The sequence below is a fragment of the Pseudomonas sp. P8_241 genome (genome assembly GCF_034008315.1).
Lineage (GTDB): Bacteria > Pseudomonadota > Gammaproteobacteria > Pseudomonadales > Pseudomonadaceae > Aquipseudomonas.
This window is the reverse complement of record NZ_CP125377.1, coordinates 6,299,592-6,323,527: the sequence shown is the minus strand read 5'-3', so window position 1 is coordinate 6,323,527 and position 23,936 is coordinate 6,299,592. Positions and strand designations below refer to the sequence as shown.

Sequence of the window (23,936 nt, the reverse complement as noted above, 5' to 3'; positions counted from 1 at the left end):
GCCCGAGCCTTCGCCAGCTCCTACGATTGAATGGCGATCTCCTGTAGGAGCTGCCGAAGGCTGCGATCTTTCAGACATAAAAATGCCGCTCATGTGAGCGGCATTTTTAGTCCGGCAGCGAAGCTTACTCCGCAGCAGCCACGGCATTCCTCGCCAGAATCGCGTTCGCCAGTTCCATGTCCGTGGCTTGCAGGCCCGGGTTTTCGGCGCGGACTTCTTGCATGGCGGCTTCCAGGTAAGGCCCGCGGATGCCGCCATCGCTGGCAACGAAGCTGCTGGCGTCATCCTGGGTTGCAACGACCAGCTTGTGATCCTTGGATGTCAGGTAAGACGAACCGGTGGTTGCGCCGGACGTCAGAACGTTACGCCAAAACGTATCGGCCATTGCCGAACCGACAGGTAGAGACAGCAGAGCGACGGTTGCAACAGCAAGTTTGAAACGCATGAAAAGGTGACTCCAATGGATAAAATCCGCCGTTGGATTGCCTTCCCCCCCATCGAGTTCAATCATCACCTTACCTAAAGTTGTTCGCTCTGGGGCGTCACCCGCAATACCTCTTCAACCGTGGTCAAACCGGCCGCGACTTTTTGCGCTCCCGACAGGCGCAGGCTGCGCATGCCTTCCTTGAACGCTTGCCGTCGCACGGCCAGCAGGTCGGCGTCGGGACGGATCAGCGCTTTCATGCCGTCGCTGAGCTGCATGATTTCGTAGACTCCGGCGCGGCCGTGATAGCCGGTATCGCGACACTCCGCACAACCCACGGCGCGTTGGGCATTGAGCGGCAATGGCGCTTGCCAGGGACGGGTCAGGGTTTGCCAGTCGTCGTCTCCCAGTTTTATCGGCGCCTTGCAGTGCGGGCACAGGGTTCGCACCAGACGCTGGGCCATGACACCGAGCACTGTGGCTTTGATCAGGTAATGCGGCACGCCGAGTTCAAGCAGGCGGCTGATGGCGCTGGGGGCGTCGTTGGTGTGCAGCGTCGACAGCACGAGGTGGCCGGTGAGCGCGGCCTGGATTGCCATTTCCGCCGTCTCCAGATCGCGGATTTCGCCGATCATGATGATGTCCGGGTCTTGCCGCATCAGCGCCCGCACGCCGGCAGCGAAGGTCAGGTCGATGTTGTGCTGGACCTGCATCTGGTTGAACGACGACTCCACCATTTCAATCGGGTCTTCGATGGTGCAGAGGTTGACCTCCGGCGTCGCCAGTTTTTTCAGCGTGGTGTAGAGGGTGGTGGTCTTGCCCGAACCGGTCGGGCCGGTGACCAGGATGATGCCGTTGGGCTGGCGGGTCATATCTTGCCAGCGGCGCAAGTCATCGGTGGAAAACCCAAGCTGATCGAAGTCCTTGAGCAGCACTTCGGGGTCGAAAATCCGCATGACCATTTTTTCGCCAAACGCCGTCGGAAGGGTCGACAGACGCAATTCGACCTCGCCGCCGACTGGCGTCTTGGTTTTCACTCGGCCGTCCTGGGGTTTGCGTTTTTCCGCAACGTTCATGCGCCCCAGACTCTTCAGGCGGCTGACAATCGCCATGGTGACCTGCGGCGGAAATTGATAGACATTGTGCAACACGCCGTCGATGCGAAACCGCACCGTGCCCTGTTCGCGCCGAGGCTCGATATGGATATCGCTGGCGCGTTGCTGGAATGCGTACTGGAACAGCCAGTCGACGATGTTGACGATGTGCGCGTCATTGGCGTCCGGCTCCTGATCGCTGGCGCCGAGGTTGAGCAACTGCTCGAAGTTGCCCAGGGCATTGACCTGCTGATCAGAGTTGTTCGCCCCGGTGACCGATCTGGCCAGCCGGAAGAACTCGACGCTGAAGCGCTGTATGTCCACCGGATTTGCCACTACGCGTTTGATCGGCAGCTTGAGCACGTGGGTCAGGTCAGCCTCCCAGCCGCTGACGTATGGTTGGGCGCTGGCCACTGTCACCGCGTCACGGTCGATGGCGACTACGAGAATCTTGTGGCGCTGGGCGAAGGCGTAGGACATCAGCGGGGTCACGGCCGCAACGTTGATTTTCAACGGGTCGATTCGAAGGTAGGGCTGACCGGCCTGCCGGGACAGCCACAGGGTGAGGTTTTCGAGGTCCAGGTGTTTGCCTGTCCGGCTCAGGTCGTCCAGATGTTGATCGGCGATAAATTCCAGCGGGTGCACCTGGTCATTGGCGGCGTGACGGCGTCGGGCATTGAGTGCGTGTTCGGCGCAGTCCTGGCTGACAAAACCCTGCGCGACCAGTTCACGCAGTACCTCGTTGAGATCCAGCCAGCGGTCCTGAGTGGCGAGTTGAACGGACATGCGGGCTCCTTTTGAACAAGTGCGCAAAGGATAGCCGGGGCGTTGCAGACTGTTGGGCCACTACTCGACGAAGCCGTGTCAGGGTTTTTCAGCCCGTGGCTTGAGTTGCTTCGGCCCACATGAAATCAGCCGTTTGCAGATCGACGGAGCAGACGCTGATCAGGTTCCTGAGTTTTTCCGCGATCACTTGAGCGCGGTGGAAGCTCAGTCCGTCCATGACGATGTCGATGAGCAGCAGGTCATCCTGGCGCTGTACGTTGACCTGTTCCGGTGTCAGAAACTGCAAGGCAAACAGGTTGAGCGCTCGACACAAAATATCCGGTTCGGCTTCGGCCAGCATTTGGTAACGCACGCGGCAGTGAGCATTGCTGACATGCCAGACATCGGCGCGAGTGGGCGGGGTGTTTACGGCTTCAAGAAATGGCATGGTTGGGCTCCAGAATCATTGGAGAAATATTTACATCCGAAGCCGGGTATTTCTTGTCTATGATGAGGCGTTTAGTGCGCTTGTTGAATAAAACAATTCGCTGATCATCAATTAAAAGGTTTATTTATGCCGATCGAACTGGACAGTTATGACCGCAAGATCCTCGTTTTGCTGCAAGAGGATGCTTCTCTGTCCAGTGCTCAGATCGCCGAGCAGGTTGGTCTGTCGCAGTCGCCGTGCTGGCGGCGGATTCAGCGGATGAAAGAGGAAGGGATCATCCGGGCCCAGGTGACCTTGCTCGACCGCAAGAAAATCGGTCTGAACACGCAGATCTTCGCCGAAGTAAAACTCAACGCCCACGGCCGCTCGAACTTCACTGAGTTCACCGAGGCGATTCGCGGCTTTCCGGAGGTGCTGGAGTGTTATGTGCTGATGGGGGCGGTGGATTTTTTGCTGCGCATTGTCACGGCGGACATCGAGGCGTACGAGCGATTCTTCTTCGAGAAACTGTCGATGGTGCCGGGGATTCAGGAAGTGAATTCGATTGTGGCGTTGTCGGAGATCAAGTCGACGACGAGTTTGCCGGTCTGAAATACTGAGGTAATTGTGCGGGCCCCATCGCCAGCAGGCTGGCTCCCACATTGGTTTTGTGTACGTCACAAATCCCCTGTGGGAGCCAGCCTGCTGGCGATGGCGGTATTACATGCGCAACAGCATTTTCCACGCGCGGTTCTGATACACCGCAATCGCCTGCTGCTTGCGCGCATCGAGGACTTCGTCGGTGATCGATTCGTTGGCCAGTTGCGCCAGCTTGTTCAGCTCGCCATACAGGCGATCCATTTCCGGGACCTCCAGCACGTTGCGCGCATGGTGCAGCCACACCTGGATGCGTTCGATACGCGGCAATTGCTCGGCCAGGTCTTCCGGCTGTTGCTGATAACGCTGCAATTGCAACGAAGTGGCTTCCTCGCCCAATAGGCGCGGCAACCAACTGCCCAGTTGCGCAGCACCCTGGCGATTGCCACGGGTGTTGCGGTCGGCAGCCCAGGTGCGGGCCAGCAACCAGCGCGATGTGGTCAGAGAGAACAGGCCCCAGCGCGGGTCTTCCAGTTCTTCGAGGAACTGCTCAGGCGCGGCTTTGCGCACGTCTTCATCGTCCAGGCCGGCCTGAACCAGCGGGCGCCAGTCTTCCAGCAACGCGTCGAGCGCGACGCGCAGGTCGTGGGTCGATTGACGCGGAGCGGCCTGGCCGAGGCTGCTGATCAGCGCACGCATTTCAGCGAGGCACTCGACCCAATCCTGCAGCAGGCGCCAGTGACCATTGAAGCGATATTGTTCGGCCAAACGCTGGCTGCTGCTCAGCAAATGCCAGCTCAGCGCAGAAAAAGCGTCGTCCAACTGCGTTTCGGCGGTGATCTGCGGCGCCGGCAGGCTCAACGAGTAACTGTGGGCGTCATACAGGCGATAGCCGCGCTCGGCCTTGCTGATGTCGCATGGCATCAGCGCCAGTTTTTCAGCCAGCTCGGCAGCCAGTTCCAGCAGGGCTGCCGGCTCGCCTTCGCGCAGTTCCAGTTCCAGCTCGCAGATTTCTTCTTTCTGCTTGCCGACCACCACGTGGCCCAGGTCCAGCGCGGCTTCGATGACCACTTTGGTCTTGCCGCGGCCCCAGGCGATTTCGGCGCGCTCACGGACGAAATCGGTGGTGAAGATCGGCTTCAGGGTTTTCTTGTCCAGTTCGGCCAGTTCCTCGGGCCAGCATTCGCCGTCGAGTTTCTTCAGGTCGAGCTTTGCTTTGGGCAGGTTCCAGTCGTACTCGTTACGAACCGATAGACCGGCAATGCTCTGGCCACGGGTCTTGAGGGTCTGAATGACTTCTTCGCCATCCTTGCGCAGGCGCAGGGCGACTTTGGCCTGGGCCAGATCGCGCTCAGGCGTGTCGAAGTACTGATTCATCAACTCACGGCGTTCCCAGCCACTTTTGTTGCGTTTTTTCAGTAACGGGTGCTCGCGCAGGGCGGCGAGGGTTTCGCGGCTGACGCGGAGTTTGATTTCGGTTTCTTTCTGCATGGCCGGAAAATCCAGGATCGGGAGCGCAGCCGGGGAATATGTGGCTGCCAAGGTCGTGCAGTGTACAGGACTCAACCTGCCTACGCCGCGCAACGGTTTATTCCTGTCGCCAGATGGTTCTATGATGGACTTCAATTCGGGGGTTGGAGTCTGCGATGCCTTTGCCGTCCATGAAAGATCAGTTCGCTGCACTGATCGCCGCACCGTCTGTCAGCTGCACTCAGGCGAGCCTCGATCAGACCAACCGCCATGTGATCGACCTGCTGGCTGCGTGGCTTGGCGACCTGGGTTTTGCCTGTGACATCCAGCAAGTCAGCCCCGGCAAATTCAATCTGCTGGCCAGTTTTGGTTCAGGTCCCGGCGGGCTGGTGCTGGCCGGTCACAGTGACACAGTGCCGTTCGATGGCGCACTGTGGCAGACCGATCCGTTGAAACTGACCGAAGTCGACGGTCGCTGGGTTGGCTTGGGCAGTTGTGACATGAAAGGCTTTTTCGCCTTGGCCATCGAAGCCGTCAAGCCACTGCTCGACCAGCCGTTCAAGCAACCGCTGCTGATCCTCGCCACCTGCGATGAAGAAAGCTCGATGTCCGGCGCCCGCGCGTTGGCGGCAGCGGGACGGCCACTGGGGCGTGCCGCGGTGATCGGCGAGCCGACCGGGCTCAAGCCGATTCGCATGCACAAAGGCATCATGATGGAACGTATCGACATCCTCGGGCAGAGCGGTCATTCGTCTGACCCGCGCCTTGGTCACAGCGCCCTGGAAGCCATGCACGATGCCATCGGTGAGCTGCGTGGCCTGCGCCTGTTGTGGCAGCGTGAGTTTCGCAATCCACAATTTGGCGTGCCGACACCCACGATGAATTTCGGCTGCATCCATGGTGGCGACAATCCCAATCGCATCTGCGGCCAGTGTTCGCTGGAGTTCGATTTGCGTCCGCTGCCCGGCATGGACCCCAAAGTCTTGCGTGCCGAGATCCTGCAGAAACTCAAGCCGGTTGCCGAGCGGCATCAGGTGAAGATCACCTACGCGCCGCTGTTCCCCGAAGTGCCGTCCTTCGAGCAGGTCGAGGACGCGGAACTGGTGCGAATCGCCGAAAAGCTCACCGGCCACAGCGCTGAAGCAGTGGCGTTCGGCACCGAAGCGCCTTATCTTCAGCGTCTTGGCTGCGAAACGCTGGTACTGGGCCCGGGTGATATCGCCTGTGCGCATCAACCGGGGGAATACCTCGAAATGTCACGTTTGCAGCCTACGGTGCATCTATTACGTCAACTGATCGAACATTACTGCCTGACACCGGCCCAAACGCAACACGACCTGTAGGAGCCGGCTTGCTGGCGATGAACAATGACGCGGTTCATCTGATGGACCGCAGCGCTTGCATCCCCAGCAAGCCGGCTCCTACAGGTTTCATGTATAAATTGCCGATGTTCGAACCCGTATTCATGAGGAGAGCGCGCGTGTCGCCAAGCCTGTTCCGACGATAACCATCAGCCCGCTGTGCTTTTTTTCAGTTTCGCCCTTTTTTCGGCTGCTATTTATTACAGGCCCAGGTTCATGCCCGAATACGTTAATTGGCTTCGTCACGCTTCGCCTTACATCAACGCCCACCGCGATTGCACCTTTGTCGTCATGCTGCCCGGCGACGGCGTTGAGCATCCGAATTTCGGCAATATCGTCCACGACCTGGTGCTGTTGCACAGCCTGGGTGTGCGTCTGGTGCTGGTTCACGGTTCCCGCCCGCAAATCGAAGCGCGCCTCGCGGCCCGAGGCCTGACTCCGCATTACCACCACGGCATGCGCATCACCGACGCAGCAACCCTGGAGTGCGTGATCGACGCAGTCGGCCAGTTGCGCATCGCCATTGAAGCGCGCCTGTCGATGGACATGGCCTCGTCGCCGATGCAGGGCTCGCGCCTGCGGGTAGCCAGCGGCAACCTGGTGACGGCACGGCCGATCGGCGTGCTCGAAGGCGTCGACTACCACCACACCGGCGAAGTGCGCCGGGTCGATCGCAAGGGCATCAACCGTCTGCTGGACGAGCGCTCCATCGTGCTGCTGTCGCCGTTGGGCTACTCGCCGACCGGTGAGATTTTCAACCTGGCCTGTGAAGACGTGGCCACGCGCGCGGCCATCGAGTTGGGGGCGGACAAGCTGCTGTTGTTTGGCGCTGAACTGGGTTTGATCGACGAAAACGGGCGTCTGGTGCGCGAGTTGCGTCCGCAGCAGGTGCCGGCACATCTGCAGCGTCTTGGCAGTAACTATCAGGCCGAATTGCTGGATGCCGCTGCCGAAGCTTGCCGTGGTGGTGTGGCTCGCAGCCATATCGTCAGCTACGCCGAAAACGGTGCACTGCTGACCGAGCTGTTCACCCGTGACGGCGGCGGCACGCTGGTGGCACAGGAACAATTCGAAGTGGTGCGTGAGGCGGCCATCGAAGACGTCGGCGGCTTGCTGGACTTGATCAGTCCGCTGGAAGAACAGGGCATCCTGGTGCGCCGTTCCCGCGAGGTGCTGGAGCGCGAGATCGAGCAGTTCAGCGTGGTCGAACGTGAAGGCATGATCATCGCCTGTGCGGCGCTGTATCAGATCGCCGATTCGGATACCGGCGAGCTGGCGTGCCTGGCAGTGAACCCGGAGTATCGCCATGGCGGTCGCGGCGATGAATTGCTGGAACGTATTGAAACTCGTGCCCGGGCTCAGGGGTTGAAAACCTTGTTCGTCCTCACTACCCGTACCGCTCACTGGTTCCGCGAGCGTGGATTTGTGCCGAGCAGCGTTGACCGGCTGCCGTCGGCACGGGCGTCGCTGTACAACTACCAGCGTAACTCGAAGATCTTTGAAAAAGCCCTTTGACCGAATAGCCCCATCGCTGGCAAGCCAGCTCCTACATGATTTGCGCCGACCTGTAGGAGCTGGCTTGCCAGCGATCGGTTGCGAAGCAACCGCAATAATTACTCGGTTACGAACTTCGCGCTGACATACGGCGAATAGTCGAGCAGCACTGTCTCCACCTTTCCTTGCTCCTTCAAGAATTTCGCCGTCTCGCCAATCGCTTTGGCCGTGCCGCCCTCCAGCAGCGCGGAGGTTTGCTGCGCCTTGGCATCCGGGAATGTAGAACCGGCCAGCAACTCCGGCACATCGGCAGCATTGGCGCCGGTCAATTTGGCGATTTTCTGCACGGGCACCGAGTCGGCGGTCCAGTCGGCCTTATGCGCGGCATAGTCGGCGAAGGAGTCCAGGGTGACCTTGGCAAATTTGGCCACGACGTCCGGGTGTTTCTCCGCGTAATCCTTGCGCGCCACCCACACCTCAAACGTCGGTGCTCCCCATTGACCCACTTGCGCGGCGTCGGTCAGGGTCTTGCCGGTCTTGCGGATTTCTCCCAGGGCTGGCGACCAGACGAACGCGCCATCAATGTCGCCACGCTTCCAGGCGGCTGCAATCTCTGCCGGTTGCAGGTTCACCACTTTGACTTTCGAGGCATCCAGGCCCCAGTGCTTCAGCGCGCCGAGCAGGCTGTAGTGGGAGGTTGAAACGAACGGCGTGGCAATGGTCTTTCCGATCAGATCTTGCGGATTGTTGATGCCGCTACCATTGCGCACCACCAGCGCTTCGGCCGCATTGATCTGGGCCGAGACGATGAACGCGACAATTGGCAAGTTGCGTGATGCGGCAGCCGCCAGCGGACTTGAACCCAGGTTGCCGATCTGCACGTCCCCCGAAGCGATGGCCGTGACCACTTCCGGGCCGCTGTTGAAACGTCGCCAGTCGATCGGCTGACCGATGGACTTCTCATAGAGCCCGTCCGCCTGAGGCACCTTGCTGGGATCGATGCCGGTTTGATAGCCAACGGTGAGGTTTGCCGCATGGGCTGAGAAAGAAACGGCCAGCGATACACAAACTGTAACAAATGAGCCGGATAGTGCGCGCTTGATCGTCATGGGGTCGCCTTTCGGTAAAGGAATTATTTCCGATTTGCGTCAACGCTAAACGATCTAAAAAACAGCTAATAAATACCAATTTGGAATTAGCTTATGAGCACGGCCACGCTGTATCAAGGCGATGGTGGGCCGCGAGCTAAATGCCTAAATGGTATTAGAAAAGAATCACCTATTTCTTTTCAGGTTCATGACGAGCTCATGACGCTGCATGGACCAAAAATCGGGGGATTAGACCATGGTCGTAGACACACATGGTTACGATTGACTTGTGAGTCACGGTCTGGCGCTAATCGCGCATCTTAGGATTTCGGGCATCGATCCGAAACCAGGAATACAAGAATTAGAAACGAGAGGAGCTTCACCATGAACAAGTCCACCTTGGCTATCGCCGTGGCCGTAGGGGTTTTGGCGCAGCAGGCAGGCGCCGCAGGTTTCATCGAAGACAGCAAGGCTTCCATCAGTTCTCGCACCATGTATTTCAACAACGATAATCGGGACGGCGGCGCGGATCAGCGCGAAAGCGGTGAAGGCCTGAAGTTCGATTATCTGTCCGGGTTCACCCAGGGCCCAGTCGGTTTCGGTATCGACGCCCAGGCTCTTTTGGGTATCCACCTGGACGGTGGCAAAGGCCATCACCCAGACCCAAACACCTTCTTCCCAAGCGACACCGATCATTCGGCCGTGGACGAGTGGAGCCGTGCGGCTGCCAACGTCAAGGCACGCTTCTCGAAGACAGAAGCGCACCTGGGTGGAGCGTTGCAGCCCAACATGCCGATTCTGGTCGCGAACGACAGCCGTCTGCTGCCGCAAACCTTTGACGGTGGCACCATCACCTCGAAGGAAATCGACAACGTGACCTTCAACCTCGGCCAACTGGAGCACTCGGCGGGTCGCGCCTCTTCGAACTCCACCGGCCTGGCCGTGGCGGGCGGTACTCAGGACAGCAACAAGTTCTATTACGGTGGCGCTGACTGGAAGGTCACCAAAGACCTGACCCTGCAGTACTACCATTCGAATCTGAAGGACTACTACAAGCAGGACTTCTTCGGCTTGATCCACGTCCTCCCGATCGATGCCAACCAGTCCTTCAAGACGGACATCCGTTATTTTGACAGTGGCTCCGATGGCAAAAATGGCCAGATCGGTTACGTTTTCAACAACAACGGTGGTTACGCCAGCAATCCGGGCGAGGTCGATAACAAGACCTGGAGCGCCATGTTCACCTACACCCTGGGTGGCAACGCATTCCTGCTGGGTCATCAGCGCGTCAACGATGATGGTGGTTTCGTCTATCTGAACCAGGGCAACGTAGTGGATGGCAATGGTCGTCCCGAATCCAACGGTGGCGCCAGTTTCTACCTGTTTACCGATTCGATGATCAACGGCTTCGTCCGCGCCGGCGAGAACACCACGTTCGGCCAATACTCCTATGACTTCGCTGCACTGGGTGTGCCGGGCCTGAAAACTTCGATCGCCTACCTGCACGGCGACAACATCAAAGCCAGAAACGGTGTTGGCAGCGATATGTCCGAGTGGGAGCGCGACATGCGTATTGACTACACCATTCAGCAAGGTGCGCTCAAAGGTTTTGGCGTAACGCTGCGTAATGGTGTTTACCGTGGCAGCCAGATTGACATCGCCGACCAGGATCAGACTCGCCTGATCTTCAACTACACCTACAGCTTCCTGTAAGTAGCTGCTCGAAAAAGACCCTGCCCACTGGCGGGGTTTTTTTTGCGTTGTTTTTTATATTCCATAAATGCTTAACCTAATCATTTTTTATTCTTTTTAGTTTTTATTTGTCCCGCCTACAGTGAGCGCGTCCGACCGTCGCTGTACACCCTCGGATTTGGCAGCTACATCCCTCGACAAATGATCGCCTCCAGGAATTGGCCTGCCGCCGATACCTCGGATCCGCCGCGGGAAGGCATATTCCACAAAGATATTAAAAAACACCAAACGATTCATTTTGGGTTTATAGCAATGTATCCTGCGGCCGCCAAACGACCGGCTTAGACGGTTTGCCGCGAAATTACGCGTTTAGGATCCCGGGCATCAGATCCGGGACCAGAAACAGAAGAATTAGAAACGAGGAGCGAAACATGAACAAATCCACCTTGGCCCTGGCTGTGGCCACAGGGGTTTTGGCGCAGCAAGCAGGCGCCGCCGGTTTTATCGAAGACAGCAAAGCAACATTGGGGCTGCGCAACTTCTACATCAACACCGATTACCGTGACGGCACCGGCAACGTCCCGAACAAGAACGAAGAGTGGGGCCAAGGCTTCGATCTGCGTTTTATCTCCGGTTATACCCAGGGCCCTGTTGGATTTGGTGTGGATGCGATCGGCCTGTTGGGCGTCAAGCTCGATTCCGGCGGCGGCACCAACGGCGCGAGCGGCAACTCGTACGGCGGCACCGTGTTCCCAAGCAAGTCCAACGGCGAATCGGTTGATGACTTCTCCAGCCTGGGGTTGACGGCCAAGGCCAAGATTTCCCAGACCGAGCTGAAGTTGGGAACCTTGCAGCCAAAGCTGCCGGTGATCGTGACCAACGACGGTCGTTTGCTGCCGCAAACCTGGCAGGGAGGCCAGATCACATCGAACGACATCAAGGACCTGACGCTGATCGGCGGTCAGATCGAACAGGTAAAGGGTCGTAACTCGAGCAACAACGAACAGTTGTCGATCTCTGGTGCAAACAGCCGTTCCGCTACAGGCCGCGACAGCAACAAGTTCATCTATGCCGGCGGTGACTACAAGCTCACCAAGGACCTGACTGCCCAGTACTACTTCGGCAATCTGGAAGACTTCTACAAGCAACACTTCCTGGGGCTGGTACATAACTGGGCTATCGGCCCGGGCGTCTTGAAATCGGATCTGCGTTACTTCAACAGCTCTGATGATGGTGCCAACGGTCACGATCCCCTGTACTACACCACTGGCAATTACAATGCGCCAAACGGAAAAGGCAAAGTCGACAACAACCTGTACAGCGGCCTGTTCCTGTACTCCGTTGCCGGTCACACCTTCGGTGGCGGTTATCAGGTCAGCAACGGCAGCAGTGACTTCCCTTGGCTGAACCAGGGTGACGGTTCGTCGAACTACACCATTACCGATATGCAGATCCAGAAGTTCGGCCGTGCCGGCGAGCGCACCTGGCAGGCACGCTATGCGTATGACTTCGCCAAGGTCGGCGTCCCTGGTCTGACTGCGGGTCTGGTCTACCTGCGTGGCGACAACATCGACACCGTGAACCTTCGCGGTGCCGAGGCAGCCAACGGTGCTTCCGAGTGGGAACGCGATCTGAGCGTTGCCTACGTCGTTCAGGAAGGCCCGTTGAAGAACCTGGGTCTGGCGTGGAAAAACGCTACCTGGCGCACCGACCTGCCGAACACCCGTTCGCAGGACGAAAACCGCCTGATCCTCAGCTACTCGCTCCCGCTGCTGTAATAGCGCTCGCATAACCGAGACAAAAAAAGCCCCGCCCGGCATCGCGCCGAGCGGGGTTTCTGTGTTTTCAAGGCGGGCTCACCCCCGTAACCCCGCCTTGAACTTTCCCTCTTTCGCAGCAACTCAAGGCCTTCTCGAACCTTGCCGACGATGGTGGGCGCGATGCGCATCGAGGTCCAGTGAACAGAATTTTAATATTCATTTATGATCTAAATAAATCGATATTTATTCTTTTTAATAGATAAAAAATGCAGGCACAGTTGAGTTCATCAAGCACTCACAAGGAGCAGCATCATGAGCCTCAGACTCGGCGACATCGCACCCGACTTCGAACAGAATTCCAGCGCTGGCACCATCCGTTTCCATCAATGGCTGGGCGATAGCTGGGGCGTGCTGTTTTCCCATCCGGCGGATTTCACGCCCGTGTGCACAACTGAGTTGGGTCTCACTGCCAGGCTCAAGGATGAATTCGCCCAGCGTGGCGTCAAGGCCATTGCCTTGTCCGTGGATTCAGTGGAGTCGCATCACAAGTGGATCGAAGACATCAACGAGACCCAGAGCACGGTAGTCAATTTCCCGATCCTCGACGACGCAGACCGCAAGGTCTCGGACCTCTACGACCTGATCCACCCTAACGCCAACGACACCCTGACCGTGCGCAGTCTGTTCGTGATCGACCCGAAGAAAAAGGTCCGGCTGACGATTACCTACCCGGCGAGCACCGGTCGCAACTTCAATGAAATCCTGCGGGTTATCGACTCACTGCAACTCACCGATAACTACAAGGTGGCCACCCCGGCCAACTGGCAGGACGGTGATGAGGTGGTGATCGTGCCGTCGCTCAAGGATGAGGATGAAATCAAGCAGCGCTTTCCCAAGGGTTATCGGGCGGTCAAACCTTACCTGCGCCTGACGCCGCAGCCCAACCGCTAATTGCTTTTGTAGGAGCTGGCTTGCCGGCGAACCAGGCGACGCGGTGATTCAGGCACACCGCTATCGCCGGCAGCCAGCTCCTGCGGGTTATGGGTACCTTCATTCTCTCAGCAGGGGCTTTCAGGTCGTTTCGACGGCCTGTTTTTTTGCCCGGAAGAAAACGGCTTTCATATTTCTATAATGCATAACCAAATGAATAAATATGATTTATAGATATATAAATCACCTGTTAAGGTCACTCTATCGAAGCGAGATCGCGTACTGCGAATCGCCAACACCGTTCAAGGAATCGTCTGAATGTTGGTTGTCTCACTCGGTGGCAGTCCCAGCCAGCGCTCCCGTTCCGGGGTGCTGCTGGATCGCTCCCGGCAATGGTTACAAGCGCAGGGTGTAGAGGTGGTGAGTTATCAGGTACGGGACTTCCCGGCCGAGGACTTGCTACACGCACGCTTCGACAGCCCCAAGGTGATCGACCTGTTGCAACAGATTGAAAACGCCGATGGCCTGCTGATTGCGACACCGGTTTACAAGGCATCGTTTTCCGGCGCACTGAAAGTCGTGCTGGACCTGCTGCCCGAACGAGCCCTGAGTCACAAAGTGGTTTTGCCAATGGCCACGGGCGGCAGCATCGCCCACATGCTGGCGGTGGATTACGCGCTCAAGCCGGTGTTGTCGGCCTTGAAAGCCCAGGAATTGCTGCAAGGGATTTTCGCTGTCGACAGCCAGATTGCCTACGGCGAAGGCAGTGCGCTGGCGCAGTTGGCACCGGAGCTGGAACAACGACTGAGTGAATCACTGGAGCTGTTTTTCAGCGCCATGGCGCGACGGCCCAAGCCGCTCGATCCGAGCCTGTTGAACGATCGTTTGTTGAATGCTCGCTGGAGCATTTGAGTCTCACCGAAAAACATTGATGTACTGGCCTTACTCGCCCGCTAACGGGCAAGCAGGTGCAGCCAAAACCCAACTGCAAAAAGGAGAGCGCCATGCGCCCTGTCATTTTGCGTCGTGGTCTGGTCGCTCTGTTTGCTGCGGCTGTCACCTTCGGCGCCATTACTCAAGCTCAAGCTGAAACTCTTCGAATCGGCTATCAGAAATACGGCACCCTGGTGCTGCTCAAAGCCAAAGGCACTTTGGAAAAACGCCTCGCCGCACAAGGCGTGGATGTGCAATGGACTGAATTCCCCGGTGGCCCACAACTGCTCGAGGGCCTGAACGTCGGCTCCATCGATTTCGGCGTGACCGGCGAAACACCGCCCGTATTTGCCCAGGCAGCGGGTGCTGATTTGCTCTACGTGGCCTATGAACCGCCCGCGCCCCACAGTGAAGCGATCCTGGTGCCGAAGGACTCGGCGATCAAATCGGTGGCGGACCTCAAGGGCAAGAAAGTCGTCCTGAACAAAGGCTCCAACGTGCACTACCTGCTGGTGCGCGCGCTGGAAGATGCCGGCCTCAAATACACCGACATCCAGACTGTTTTCCTGCCTCCGGCCGATGCCCGCGCCGCGTTCGAGCGTGGCAGTGTCGACGCCTGGGTGATCTGGGACCCGTACCAGGCCGCCGCCGAACAACAGTTGCAAGCACGCACTCTGCGCGATGGCCAAGGCATCGTCGACAACCATCAGTTCTATCTCGCCACCAAACCTTATGCGCAGAAAAATCCCGAGGTGATCAAGACCCTCGTGGAAGAAGTACGTGCGGTGGGCGAGTGGTCCAAAGCCAATCCTGAGGATGTGACTGCACAGGTCTCACCGCTGCTGGGCCTACCAGCAGACATCACCCTGACCTCGGTGAAGCGCCAAGGCTACGGCGCGCTGTTCCTCACGCCTGAAGTGGTCGCCGCGCAGCAGAAAATCGCCGACAGCTTCTATCAGCTCAAGTTGATTCCCAAGCCTTTAAGCATCAAAGACGTGATCTGGACGCCGCCGGCAGCCGTTGCCCAAAGCTCAGTAACCAAAGCCCAATAATTCGAATCCAAAGGAGACCACTCCATGAGCCTCAATATCTTCTGGTTCCTGCCTACCCACGGCGACGGCCATTACCTTGGCACCGCTGAAGGCGCTCGCGCCGTTGACCACGGTTATCTGCAACAGGTCGCGCAAGCGGCAGATCGCCTGGGCTTCGGCGGTGTGCTGATTCCCACCGGTCGCTCCTGCGAAGACTCGTGGCTGGTGGCGGCGTCGCTGATTCCGGTGACCCAGCGTCTGAAGTTTCTGGTCGCCCTGCGCCCCGGGATCATTTCCCCTACGGTGGCAGCGCGGCAGGCGGCGACCCTGGATCGTCTGTCCGGTGGGCGTGCGTTGTTCAATCTGGTCACCGGTGGTGACCCGGAAGAGTTGGCCGGCGATGGTCTGTTTCTCAGCCACGAAGAGCGTTATCAGGCTTCGGTCGAATTCACCCGCATCTGGCGCCGCGTGCTGGAAGGCGAAACCGTCGATTACGACGGCCAGCACATCAGCGTGAAGGGCGCGAAATTGCTCTATCCGCCGATCCAGCAACCGCGACCGCCTTTGTACTTCGGCGGTTCCTCGGAAGCGGCGCAAGACCTGGCCGCCGAGCAAGTGGAAATGGTCCTGACCTGGGGCGAGCCACCGGCCGCTGTCGCGGAGAAAATTGAACAGGTCCGTGCCAAGGCCGCGAAGCTTGGTCGTACCGTGCGGTTCGGTATTCGTCTGCATGTAATCGTGCGTGAGACCAACGCCGAAGCCTGGCAAGCGGCGGACAAATTGATCTCGCATCTGGACAACGAGACCATCGCCCGTGCCCAGGCATCGCTGGCGCGTTTCGATTCGGTCGGCCAGCAACGCATGGCTGCGCTGCATGGCGGAAACCGCGACAACCTCGAAGTCAGCCCTAACCTGTGGGCCGGTGTCGGCCTGGTGCGCGGTGGTGCCGGTACGGCGCTGGTGGGCGACGGTCCGACCGTGGCAGCACGGGTGAAGGAGTACGCAGACCTGGGCATCGACACCTTCATTTTCTCCGGTTATCCACACCTGGAAGAGTCGTACCGAGTGGCGGAATTGCTGTTCCCGCACCTCGATGTCGAGCGTCCCGAGTTGCCGAAAAGTGCCGGTTATGTCAGCCCGTTCGGCGAGATGGTCGCCAACGACATTCTTCCCAAAGCCGCGTCCCAGAGCTGAGGCGCGCCATGAAGAAGTTCATCCACAGTCTCGCGCCCTGGGCGTTGCCGGTGTTGCTGCTGGCGGTGTGGCAGTTGTCGGTGTCGGCCGGCTGGTTGTCGACACGGATTCTGCCGGCGCCCAGCGCCGTGATAGAAGCCGGTGTCAATCTGGTCAGCAGTGGCGAAATCTGGACGCACCTGGCCATCAGTGGCTGGCGTGCGGCCTTGGGTTTCACCATTGGTGGCGGTATCGGCCTGGCGCTGGGATTCATCACCGGCCTGTCGAAGTGGGGTGAGCGCCTGCTCGACAGCTCGGTGCAAATGATCCGCAACGTGCCGCACCTGGCGCTGATTCCGCTGGTGATCCTGTGGTTCGGCATCGACGAGTCGGCGAAGATTTTCCTGGTGGCGTTGGGCACGTTGTTCCCGATTTACCTCAACACGTATCACGGCATCCGCAACGTCGATCCGGCGCTGGTGGAGATGGCGCGCAGTTATGGCCTGTCCGGTTTCAGCCTGTTCCGGCAGGTGATTCTGCCGGGTGCGCTGCCTTCGATTCTGGTGGGCGTGCGTTTCGCCCTGGGCTTCATGTGGCTGACGTTGATCGTCGCGGAAACCATTTCCGCCAGTTCCGGCATTGGCTATCTGGCGATGAATGCCCGGGAGTTCTTGCAGACCGACGTGGTGGTCCTGGCGATTCTGTTGTACGCGGTGCTCGGCAAATTGGCCGACCTCGCAGCTCGCGGACTTGAGCGTGTCTGGCTGCGCTGGCATCCGGCCTATCAGGTTGCCAAGGGAGGTGCGGCATGACGGCTCAACAGCCTCCGCGACTGCTGCGCGGGATTCCGCTGGCAGTGCGCAAACTGCAAAAAACCTTTGGTGCGCGACAGGTGCTGCGCGAGATCGACCTGCACATTCCGGCGGGCCAGTTTGTCGCCGTGGTGGGGCGTAGTGGTTGTGGCAAAAGTACTTTGCTGCGCTTGCTCGCCGGGCTCGATCAACCCACGGGCGGTGATTTGCTTGCGGGTGCCGCGCCACTCAGTGAAGCCCGGGAAGACACGCGGCTGATGTTCCAGGAAGCGCGTTTGCTGCCGTGGAAAAAGATTATCGACAACGTCGGTCTCGGCCTCAAGGGCAACTGGCGTCCAAAGGCCTTGGAAGCGCTGGAAGCGGTGGGTTTGGCCGATCGTGCCAACGAGTGGCCGGCAGCGCTGTCGGGCGGACAGAAACAACGCGTGGCATTGGCTCGCGCTCTGATTCATCAGCCGCGCTTGCTGTTGCTGGACGAGCCGTTGGGCGCACTGGATGCCTTGACCCGGATCGAGATGCAACAACTGATTGAACGGCTTTGGCAGCAACACGGCTTCACCGTATTGCTGGTGACTCACGATGTCAGCGAAGCGGTGGCAATTGCCGATCGGGTGATCCTGATCGAAGACGGCGAAGTCGGCCTCGATCTGCACGTGGAATTGCCGCGACCTCGGGTGCGCGGCTCCCATCGGCTCGCGGCGCTGGAAACCGAAGTACTCAATCGCGTATTGGCGCTGCCCGGCCAGCCGCCGGAACCGGAACCTGTTTCACCCTTGCCCACGCAGTTGCGCTGGGCTCAATAACTCAAGCCTTATCCAACGACAGGAATCACCATCATGACTATCAAAGCCATCAACGTTCGCAACCAGTTCAAAGGCTCCATCAAGGAAATCGTCCTCGGCGACGTGCTGTCGGAAATCGACGTACAGACTGCTTCCGGTATTGTCACTTCGGTGATCACCACGCGTTCGGTCAAGGAGCTGGAACTGGCCGTCGGCAGTGAAGTGATCGCATTCGTGAAATCCACCGAGGTGTCGATCGCCAAGTTGTAAGCCGTGTGCGTAAACCACAACCCCGGAGGGTTTGAGCCCTTCGGGGTTTTTTATTGCCTGCGCTGACGGTGGTAGAGTCCGACGTGAATTTTTTGCGGCGCAAAGGAGATCAAGGTGACAGTCAGGATTTCGGATTACATTCATGGTGCGATCCAGTCAGCGCTGGCCCCGTGGGCAGACTCAACGCCCTGGGAGCTGGTGAGCGATGCACCCGAGCGCGTGCGTGAGCTGCTACGGCAGTTGCCGGATGAGCATTACCAGGTGTCGGGCGATGTTGCCGTGCACCGCACGGCGCAGGTCGAAGAGGGTGCGATCCTCAAGGGGCCGTTGATTATCGGCCCTGGCTGTTTCATCGCCGCCGGTGCTTACTTGCGTGGCGGGTGTTGGCTGGATGAGCACTGCATCATCGGCCCCGGTGCGGAACTCAAATCATCTTTCATGTTTGCCGGCAGCAAACTCGCTCACTTCAATTTTGTCGGTGATTCGGTGCTGGGCGCCGGGGTCAATCTGGAGGCGGGCAGCCTCATTGCCAACTATCGTAACGAGCGTGCGGACAAAACCGTGAATGTGCGGATCGTTGATGGACTGGTGTCGACCGGGTGCGAAAAGTTCGGTGCGCTGCTGGGCGACGGCGCGCGACTCGGTGCCAACGCGGTGGTCGCACCGGGTGGATTGTTGCGACCGGGAACAGTGATCAGGCGCCTGGCGCTCTACGATTGCGAAGAGGTTTGAAACATCAGTCGCCGAGGCTACGCTTGGGCAGGAACGGCGGCAGGTACAACCCGATATAGGCATCAAACACGCGCATCGCTTCCTCGGCCATGCGCGGTGTAATCTGCCCGTGTTGTTGCACCGAGCGTGCATAGACGCGGTCGCCCAGTTCCATGGCCAGGGCAAACACGTCCACATCCATCGGAAGCTTAGGCAATTCGAAGTGGTGGTCGAAAAGCTTGTGCATCAGGTCGCCCAGTTCGATGTCGTGCTGGCGGTCGGCCTGGGTGACTTCGGTCAGGCCGTGCTGCGCCAGAATGAGTTGGCGGGCGGCGGCGTCCTCGCTGTAGATCGCCAGCATGCGCTGTTCCACCAACCGCGACAGGTCACGCCAACTCCTCAACGCGTCGTGGTCGATGGGCGCTTGCAGACAGGCACGGAATGCCGCGTGCACGTCGGCGGTCAGCGCTTCAAGCAGGGCCGGGACGCTGGCGAAAAAGTGGTAGACGGAGGAGGGCGGGATCTGCGCGCGCTCGGCGACGCTGTAGATCGACAGACTGGCCACGCCCTCGGTGGCCAGCAGCGTGCGGGCGGCATCGAGTATCGAATCGATCCGGGCCTGGCTGCGTGCGCGGGGTTTGCGAGGTGCGGCTACGCGTGTCATTGAGGTCTCCTGCGGGGCAGCAGGCATTGTACGAGTCGACTCGCCTATTGTCTGTATTGACTCGCCGCCTGGGCTGGTCGTCCACTGACTCAGTGACCGACCACCACGCTACGACTGTTCAAGGGTTGGACCGGGCGAGCATTCATTGGGTATATCGCTCGAAAAGCCTCCAACTGTGCCGGGGACAATTGCACCGCAGTCGTCAGCACGTTCCATCGCACACCCTCAGTACAGGGGGGCTTTGTAAGCGAACCCATAAAGGCATAGGCGTTGTGGTTCACAGGTAACAAGTCGGCAATGTTCGCGCTGCCCAGGGTGGCCCTGCCACCTGCTTTCCTGGGCATGGCGGCGAAGATCGGCTCCAGTGCCGTGTTGTGTGCGCCCTCTTCAAACATCAGGGCAACAATCGCGAGTTCGCCTGCGTCATTACGGTGAACCAGATGCGCGCCCAATGGATAAGTGCGGCCCTCGATCTTTTCTTCGGCAGGTGCATGAAAGTGTATTTGCACCAGAGAGAATGCTCCGGTGGGCAGCGAGACACTACCTGAATCGGGTGCAGATACCTGAATCGTATGGCCGTTGTTCAGTACGCTGACCTTGTTTGGGTGATAGGAGAAGGACACTGGTTCGAAGGGGTACTTCATCGCGTTTTGAATGTCGATCGGTGACTGTTCTTTCCCGGATTTGCAAAGGCCATATTCGCTTTTCAGTTCGCCCCAGTTTTCCGGGCCAGAGGGGCCGGCGTAACGCCACGGGGCGGTATCGGCGGCTTTGGCCCAGGCAGTGGTGCAAAAACCAGCGGCGATCAAGGTAATGGCTGTACTCAATAGAATCTTAATCATCGATGCAAAACTCAACACTCGCAGAGGTGGCCGGATCAAAACCCGGGACCCTGAAGTCTGAACTTGCGCGAAGGCAATCGATGTAATCACTGTCTGAGGGTTGTGTAGGAGTTATCCCGGAAAGTGCCAGACATCATCCGGCCCGCAATGAGTCCAAAAAAAAACGCCGCAGCTTTGAGGCCGGCGGCGTTTTTTTACAACAGCAACCGCTTACACGGTATGCAGGTACCAGTTGTACTCGAGGTCGGAGATGGAATGTTCGAACTCCTCCAGCTCGCTCTCTTTGCACGCGACGAAGATATCGATGTATTTCGGATCGATATACTTGGCCATGACTTCGCTGTCGTCCAGTTCGCGCAGTGCATCGCGCAGGTTGTTCGGCAGGCTCTGCTCGTTCTGCTCGTAGCTGTTGCCTTCAACCGGAGCCCCCGGCTCGATCTTGTTGGTCAGACCGTGATGCACACCGGCCAGAACCGAAGCCATCAGCAGGTATGGGTTGGCGTCGGCACCGGCAACGCGGTGCTCGATGCGCACGGCATCGGCAGAGCCGGTCGGTACGCGAATCGCTACGGTACGGTTGTCCAGGCCCCAGCACGGCGAGTTCGGCACGTAGAACTGTGCGCCGAAACGGCGATACGAGTTGACGTTCGGGCAGAGGAAAGCCATCTGCGCCGGTAGGGTCTCGAGCACACCGCCGATCGCGTGACGCAGTGCGGCGTTCTGCTCGGGATCCTCACTGGCAAAAATGTTTTTGCCGTCTTTGTCGAGAATCGAAATATGGACATGCAAACCATTGCCCGCCTGACCCGGGTAAGGTTTGGCCATGAAGGTGGTGTCCATTTCATGGTCGTAGGCGATGTTCTTGATCAGGCGCTTGAGCAGGACTGCATAGTCGCAGGCCTTGATCGGGTCGGCCACGTGGTGCAGGTTCACTTCGAACTGCGCCGGGGCACTTTCCTTGACGATGGCGTCGGCCGGAATGCCTTGTTCTTTTGCACCTTCCAGAATGTCCTGGAGGCAGTCCACGTATTCGTCGAGGTCGTCGATCAGGTAGACCTGTGTCGAGTGGGGACGTTTGCCGGACACCGGAGAACGAGGTGGTTGCGGTCGACCGTTCACGTTCTCCTGGTCAATCAGGTAGAACTCCAGTTCGAACGCGGCGCAGATGGTCAGGCCCATTTCGTCGAACTTGCGCACCACGTTGGCCAGCACTTCGCGCGGGTCGGCGAAGAAAGGTTCGCCTTCGAGTTCGTGCATGGTCATCAACAGTTGCGCGGTCGGACGCTTCTGCCATGGCTCGTTGCACAGGGTATCGGGAATTGGATAACAGATTCGGTCAGCATCACCGATATCCAGGCCCAGGCCGGTGCTTTCCACCGTCGAACCGTTGATGTCCAGAGCAAATAGGGAGGCCGGCAGGTTGATGCCTTTCTCGTAAACCTTGTGGAGGCTGGTGCGTTCAATGCGCTTGCCGCGCACCACACCATTCATATCCGCAATCAGAAGGTCAACGTACAGAACCTCAGGATGTTCCTTAAGGAACGCGTTCGCTTCGTTAAGCTGAACGGCACGCGGGGGTACCGACATGATGCAACACCTTTGTTGTTAAAAATATCAATCATTGATCTTTTCTGGTTTCAGTCAACCCGAACGGCATGCCGAAGTCAAGCGAGGCCTTTTTTGCCCTAAAAAAGCGCTCGCATGGCTTTTTTGAGGCACTTTGGGGCGTTTTTATACCCTTTGGCGTGTTGGCTACCGCGGGCTTGAGCGGACCGTGTTGTATTTTTTACGGGGGTGTTGTGTAAAAAAATGAACAAGGCTAAGCTCGAATCAAACCCATAACAGCAATAATACCGGGGTGCTTCATGTCTCGCCTGCCGTTAATCGGCGTCACCGACTGCTCAAGACAGGTCGGTCGACATGTTTACCACATCAGTGGTGACAGGTTCGTCCGCGCCATGGGCTCAGCAGCTCGGATGATTCTCTCGTCCTTGACGGTTCGACCGTCCCCGTCCGATATTCTGGACGGTCGCAATGGCACCCCCATTACGGTTACTCCATTCAATATAGAACCGATTCACAATAGTGGCTCAACCATCGTGCAGGATACCGCTCGCGATTCTGCACGCCTGGCTTCGACGCAAGTGCCCACAAGCACGGGCGCCTGCCGCAGACTTGCATTCCAACGCGACGCCGATGCGTCAACTATCGCCTGACTCATGCAAGAGTCAGGGAACTCAAAGCCTAGAGGCATTTATGAGTAACAACCTCGACCAGCTCACCGATTGGTTGAAAGACCACAAGATCACAGAAGTCGAATGCATGATCGCCGACTTGACCGGGATTACCCGGGGCAAGATTTCGCCGACCAACAAATTCATCGCCGAAAAAGGCATGCGCCTGCCAGAAAGCGTTCTGCTGCAGACCGTGACCGGCGATTACGTCGAAGACGACATCTATTACGAACTGCTCGATCCGGCCGACATCGACATGATCTGCCGTCCAGACCAGAGCGCGGTGTACGTGGTGCCTTGGGCCATCGAGCCGACCGCCATCGTTATCCACGACACCTACGACAAACAAGGCAACCCGATCGAGCTGTCGCCGCGCAACGTGCTCAAGAAGGTTCTGAAACTCTATACCGACAAGGGCTGGCAGCCGATTGTGGCGCCGGAAATGGAGTTCTACCTGACCAAGCGCAGCGACGACCCGGATTACCCGTTGCAGCCGCCGATCGGTCGCTCCGGTCGTCCGGAGACCGGTCGCCAGTCGTTTTCCATCGAAGCGGCGAACGAATTCGATCCACTGTTTGAAGACGTCTACGACTGGTGCGAATTGCAGGAGCTGGATCTCGACACATTGATCCACGAGGACGGCACGGCGCAGATGGAAATCAACTTCCGTCACGGCGATGCCCTGTCCCTGGCCGACCAGATCCTGGTGTTCAAGCGCACCATGCGCGAAGCCGCGCTCAAGCACGACGTGGCCGCGACCTTCATGGCCAAGCCGATGACCGGCGAGCCGGGCAGTGCAATGCACTTGCACCAGAGCATCATCGACATGGAGACCGGCAAGAACATCTTCTCCAATGAAGACGGGACCATGAGCCAGCTGTTCCTGCACCACATTGGCGGCTTGCAGAAACTCATCCCCGAGCTGTTGCCGCTGTTCGCGCCCAACGTCAACTCGTTCCGCCGCTTCCTGCCGGACACCTCGGCACCGGTGAACGTGGAGTGGGGCGAAGAGAACCGCACCGTGGGCCTGCGGGTTCCGGATGCCGGACCACAGAACCGTCGGGTGGAAAACCGCCTGCCGGGCGCCGACGCCAACCCTTACCTGGCAATTGCCGCGAGCCTGCTCTGCGGCTACATCGGCATGGTCGAAGGCCTGAACCCGAGTGCGCCGGTGGTGGGGCGTGGCTATGAACGCCGCAACCTGCGCCTGCCACTGACCATCGAAGATGCGCTGGAACGCATGGAAAACAGCGCGACCATCGAGCGTTATCTGGGCAAAAATTTCATCACTGGCTACGTCGCGGTCAAGCGGGCCGAGCATGAAAACTTCAAGCGCGTCATCAGTTCGTGGGAAAGGGAATTCCTGCTCTTTGCCGTCTGAT

At 58.6% G+C, this 23,936-nt stretch carries 22 protein-coding genes; 14 read left to right on the top strand and 8 right to left on the bottom strand.

From position 1 onward, the window contains the following. Window positions 1-124: 124 nt before the first annotated feature. The 3 genes from QMK58_RS28480 to QMK58_RS28470 form a co-directional block, all read right to left on the bottom strand. Complete coding sequence (locus QMK58_RS28480) at window positions 125-445, bottom strand: DUF2388 domain-containing protein (protein ID WP_320395714.1); 321 nt, start codon at window positions 443-445, stop codon at window positions 125-127. Window positions 446-519: 74 nt separating this feature from the next. Then, window positions 520-2,304: a GspE/PulE family protein gene (locus tag QMK58_RS28475; protein WP_053163684.1), complete on the bottom strand. Its 1,785-nt coding sequence runs from the start codon at window positions 2,302-2,304 to the stop codon at window positions 520-522. 88 nt (window positions 2,305-2,392) lie between these two features. Further along, window positions 2,393-2,731, bottom strand: coding sequence for a hypothetical protein (locus tag QMK58_RS28470; RefSeq protein ID WP_053163679.1), 339 nt, complete (start codon window positions 2,729-2,731; stop codon window positions 2,393-2,395). Window positions 2,732-2,857: 126 nt separating this feature from the next. On the opposite strand from QMK58_RS28470, the gene QMK58_RS28465 reads away from it, so the two are divergent. After that, window positions 2,858-3,322 carry an Lrp/AsnC family transcriptional regulator gene (locus QMK58_RS28465; protein WP_053163676.1) on the top strand — a complete coding sequence of 155 codons (465 nt, stop codon included), beginning with the start codon at window positions 2,858-2,860 and terminating at the stop codon, window positions 3,320-3,322. 108 nt (window positions 3,323-3,430) lie between these two features. Here QMK58_RS28465 and QMK58_RS28460 read toward each other — a convergent pair whose 3' ends face one another. Continuing rightward, window positions 3,431-4,798: an inorganic triphosphatase gene (locus QMK58_RS28460; RefSeq protein WP_053163673.1), complete on the bottom strand. Its 1,368-nt coding sequence runs from the start codon at window positions 4,796-4,798 to the stop codon at window positions 3,431-3,433. A 155-nt stretch (window positions 4,799-4,953) separates the two neighbouring features. Between QMK58_RS28460 and argE the strand changes: the two genes are divergently transcribed. Together argE and argA are read left to right on the top strand one after the other, a co-directional pair. Beyond that, a complete protein-coding gene (gene argE, locus QMK58_RS28455; RefSeq protein WP_320395713.1) occupies window positions 4,954-6,120 on the top strand; it encodes an acetylornithine deacetylase in 1,167 nt (388 codons plus the stop codon). Window positions 6,121-6,354: 234 nt separating this feature from the next. Continuing rightward, window positions 6,355-7,653 carry an amino-acid N-acetyltransferase gene (argA, locus tag QMK58_RS28450; protein ID WP_053163667.1) on the top strand — a complete coding sequence of 433 codons (1,299 nt, stop codon included), beginning with the start codon at window positions 6,355-6,357 and terminating at the stop codon, window positions 7,651-7,653. A gap of 98 nt (window positions 7,654-7,751) precedes the next feature. Here the strand turns inward: argA and tauA are convergent, their stop codons facing one another. Further along, window positions 7,752-8,741 (bottom strand): taurine ABC transporter substrate-binding protein, encoded by a 990-nt coding sequence (gene tauA, locus QMK58_RS28445; protein WP_053163665.1) that lies wholly within the window; start codon window positions 8,739-8,741, stop codon window positions 7,752-7,754. A gap of 363 nt (window positions 8,742-9,104) precedes the next feature. On the opposite strand from tauA, the gene QMK58_RS28440 reads away from it, so the two are divergent. The 10 genes from QMK58_RS28440 to QMK58_RS28395 all read left to right on the top strand — a co-directional run bounded on the left by QMK58_RS28440 (window position 9,105) and on the right by QMK58_RS28395 (window position 18,835). Further along, a complete protein-coding gene (locus tag QMK58_RS28440) occupies window positions 9,105-10,433 on the top strand; it encodes an OprD family porin (RefSeq protein WP_053163663.1) in 1,329 nt (442 codons plus the stop codon). A 410-nt stretch (window positions 10,434-10,843) separates the two neighbouring features. Then, window positions 10,844-12,190, top strand: coding sequence for an OprD family porin (locus QMK58_RS28435; protein ID WP_053163660.1), 1,347 nt, complete (start codon window positions 10,844-10,846; stop codon window positions 12,188-12,190). Between the two features lie 294 nt (window positions 12,191-12,484). Then, the gene (locus tag QMK58_RS28430; RefSeq protein ID WP_053163656.1) at window positions 12,485-13,123 is read left to right on the top strand and encodes a peroxiredoxin; all 639 of its coding nucleotides are present in this window, start codon (window positions 12,485-12,487) and stop codon (window positions 13,121-13,123) included. Window positions 13,124-13,420: 297 nt separating this feature from the next. After that, window positions 13,421-14,014, top strand: coding sequence for an NADPH-dependent FMN reductase (gene ssuE, locus QMK58_RS28425; protein WP_053163653.1), 594 nt, complete (start codon window positions 13,421-13,423; stop codon window positions 14,012-14,014). Window positions 14,015-14,106: 92 nt separating this feature from the next. Continuing rightward, on the top strand, window positions 14,107-15,087 hold the full coding sequence (locus QMK58_RS28420; RefSeq protein ID WP_053163651.1) for a sulfonate ABC transporter substrate-binding protein: 981 nt from the start codon (window positions 14,107-14,109) through the stop codon (window positions 15,085-15,087). Window positions 15,088-15,111: 24 nt separating this feature from the next. After that, window positions 15,112-16,260 carry an FMNH2-dependent alkanesulfonate monooxygenase gene (gene ssuD / locus QMK58_RS28415; protein WP_053163648.1) on the top strand — a complete coding sequence of 383 codons (1,149 nt, stop codon included), beginning with the start codon at window positions 15,112-15,114 and terminating at the stop codon, window positions 16,258-16,260. A gap of 8 nt (window positions 16,261-16,268) precedes the next feature. Then, window positions 16,269-17,051 (top strand): aliphatic sulfonate ABC transporter permease SsuC, encoded by a 783-nt coding sequence (gene ssuC / locus QMK58_RS28410; protein WP_053163645.1) that lies wholly within the window; start codon window positions 16,269-16,271, stop codon window positions 17,049-17,051. Beyond that, window positions 17,048-17,854: an aliphatic sulfonates ABC transporter ATP-binding protein gene (gene ssuB, locus QMK58_RS28405; RefSeq protein WP_320395712.1), complete on the top strand. Its 807-nt coding sequence runs from the start codon at window positions 17,048-17,050 to the stop codon at window positions 17,852-17,854. Before ssuC ends, ssuB begins: the two co-directional genes overlap by 4 nt. 33 nt (window positions 17,855-17,887) lie before the next feature. Beyond that, on the top strand, window positions 17,888-18,103 hold the full coding sequence (locus QMK58_RS28400) for a TOBE domain-containing protein (protein ID WP_007967989.1): 216 nt from the start codon (window positions 17,888-17,890) through the stop codon (window positions 18,101-18,103). 114 nt (window positions 18,104-18,217) lie between these two features. Next, complete coding sequence (locus QMK58_RS28395; RefSeq protein ID WP_218187265.1) at window positions 18,218-18,835, top strand: LpxA family transferase; 618 nt, start codon at window positions 18,218-18,220, stop codon at window positions 18,833-18,835. Window positions 18,836-18,839: 4 nt separating this feature from the next. On the opposite strand, the gene QMK58_RS28390 is transcribed toward QMK58_RS28395, so the two are convergent. The 3 genes from QMK58_RS28390 to QMK58_RS28380 form a co-directional block, all read right to left on the bottom strand. Continuing rightward, window positions 18,840-19,478 (bottom strand): TetR/AcrR family transcriptional regulator, encoded by a 639-nt coding sequence (locus tag QMK58_RS28390; protein WP_053163633.1) that lies wholly within the window; start codon window positions 19,476-19,478, stop codon window positions 18,840-18,842. An 89-nt stretch (window positions 19,479-19,567) separates the two neighbouring features. Further along, window positions 19,568-20,320, bottom strand: a complete 753-nt coding sequence (locus tag QMK58_RS28385; RefSeq protein WP_053163630.1) for a carbonic anhydrase — start codon at window positions 20,318-20,320, stop codon at window positions 19,568-19,570. A 210-nt stretch (window positions 20,321-20,530) separates the two neighbouring features. Beyond that, entirely contained in the window at window positions 20,531-21,907 is a 1,377-nt protein-coding gene (locus tag QMK58_RS28380) for a glutamine synthetase family protein (RefSeq protein WP_053163627.1), read from the bottom strand. Between the two features lie 669 nt (window positions 21,908-22,576). Between QMK58_RS28380 and QMK58_RS28375 the strand changes: the two genes are divergently transcribed. Next, entirely contained in the window at window positions 22,577-23,935 is a 1,359-nt protein-coding gene (locus QMK58_RS28375) for a glutamine synthetase family protein (protein ID WP_053163625.1), read from the top strand. The last annotated feature ends 1 nt before the right edge of the window (window position 23,936 follow it).

Excerpts from the sequence above, each read along its gene's own strand:
- QMK58_RS28480 (WP_320395714.1), bottom strand. The coding sequence starts at position 445 with ATGCGTTTCAAACTTGCTGTTGCAACCGTCGCTCTGCTGTCTCTACCT.
- QMK58_RS28475 (WP_053163684.1), bottom strand. The coding sequence starts at position 2,304 with ATGTCCGTTCAACTCGCCACTCAGGACCGCTGGCTGGATCTCAACGAG.
- QMK58_RS28470 (WP_053163679.1), bottom strand. The coding sequence starts at position 2,731 with ATGCCATTTCTTGAAGCCGTAAACACCCCGCCCACTCGCGCCGATGTC.
- QMK58_RS28465 (WP_053163676.1), top strand. The coding sequence starts at position 2,858 with ATGCCGATCGAACTGGACAGTTATGACCGCAAGATCCTCGTTTTGCTG.
- QMK58_RS28460 (WP_053163673.1), bottom strand. The coding sequence starts at position 4,798 with ATGCAGAAAGAAACCGAAATCAAACTCCGCGTCAGCCGCGAAACCCTC.
- argE (WP_320395713.1), top strand. The coding sequence starts at position 4,954 with ATGCCTTTGCCGTCCATGAAAGATCAGTTCGCTGCACTGATCGCCGCA.
- argA (WP_053163667.1), top strand. The coding sequence starts at position 6,355 with ATGCCCGAATACGTTAATTGGCTTCGTCACGCTTCGCCTTACATCAAC.
- tauA (WP_053163665.1), bottom strand. The coding sequence starts at position 8,741 with ATGACGATCAAGCGCGCACTATCCGGCTCATTTGTTACAGTTTGTGTA.
- QMK58_RS28440 (WP_053163663.1), top strand. The coding sequence starts at position 9,105 with ATGAACAAGTCCACCTTGGCTATCGCCGTGGCCGTAGGGGTTTTGGCG.
- QMK58_RS28435 (WP_053163660.1), top strand. The coding sequence starts at position 10,844 with ATGAACAAATCCACCTTGGCCCTGGCTGTGGCCACAGGGGTTTTGGCG.
- QMK58_RS28430 (WP_053163656.1), top strand. The coding sequence starts at position 12,485 with ATGAGCCTCAGACTCGGCGACATCGCACCCGACTTCGAACAGAATTCC.
- ssuE (WP_053163653.1), top strand. The coding sequence starts at position 13,421 with ATGTTGGTTGTCTCACTCGGTGGCAGTCCCAGCCAGCGCTCCCGTTCC.
- QMK58_RS28420 (WP_053163651.1), top strand. The coding sequence starts at position 14,107 with ATGCGCCCTGTCATTTTGCGTCGTGGTCTGGTCGCTCTGTTTGCTGCG.
- ssuD (WP_053163648.1), top strand. The coding sequence starts at position 15,112 with ATGAGCCTCAATATCTTCTGGTTCCTGCCTACCCACGGCGACGGCCAT.
- ssuC (WP_053163645.1), top strand. The coding sequence starts at position 16,269 with ATGAAGAAGTTCATCCACAGTCTCGCGCCCTGGGCGTTGCCGGTGTTG.
- ssuB (WP_320395712.1), top strand. The coding sequence starts at position 17,048 with ATGACGGCTCAACAGCCTCCGCGACTGCTGCGCGGGATTCCGCTGGCA.
- QMK58_RS28400 (WP_007967989.1), top strand. The coding sequence starts at position 17,888 with ATGACTATCAAAGCCATCAACGTTCGCAACCAGTTCAAAGGCTCCATC.
- QMK58_RS28390 (WP_053163633.1), bottom strand. The coding sequence starts at position 19,478 with ATGACACGCGTAGCCGCACCTCGCAAACCCCGCGCACGCAGCCAGGCC.
- QMK58_RS28385 (WP_053163630.1), bottom strand. The coding sequence starts at position 20,320 with ATGATTAAGATTCTATTGAGTACAGCCATTACCTTGATCGCCGCTGGT.
- QMK58_RS28380 (WP_053163627.1), bottom strand. The coding sequence starts at position 21,907 with ATGTCGGTACCCCCGCGTGCCGTTCAGCTTAACGAAGCGAACGCGTTC.
- QMK58_RS28375 (WP_053163625.1), top strand. The coding sequence starts at position 22,577 with ATGAGTAACAACCTCGACCAGCTCACCGATTGGTTGAAAGACCACAAG.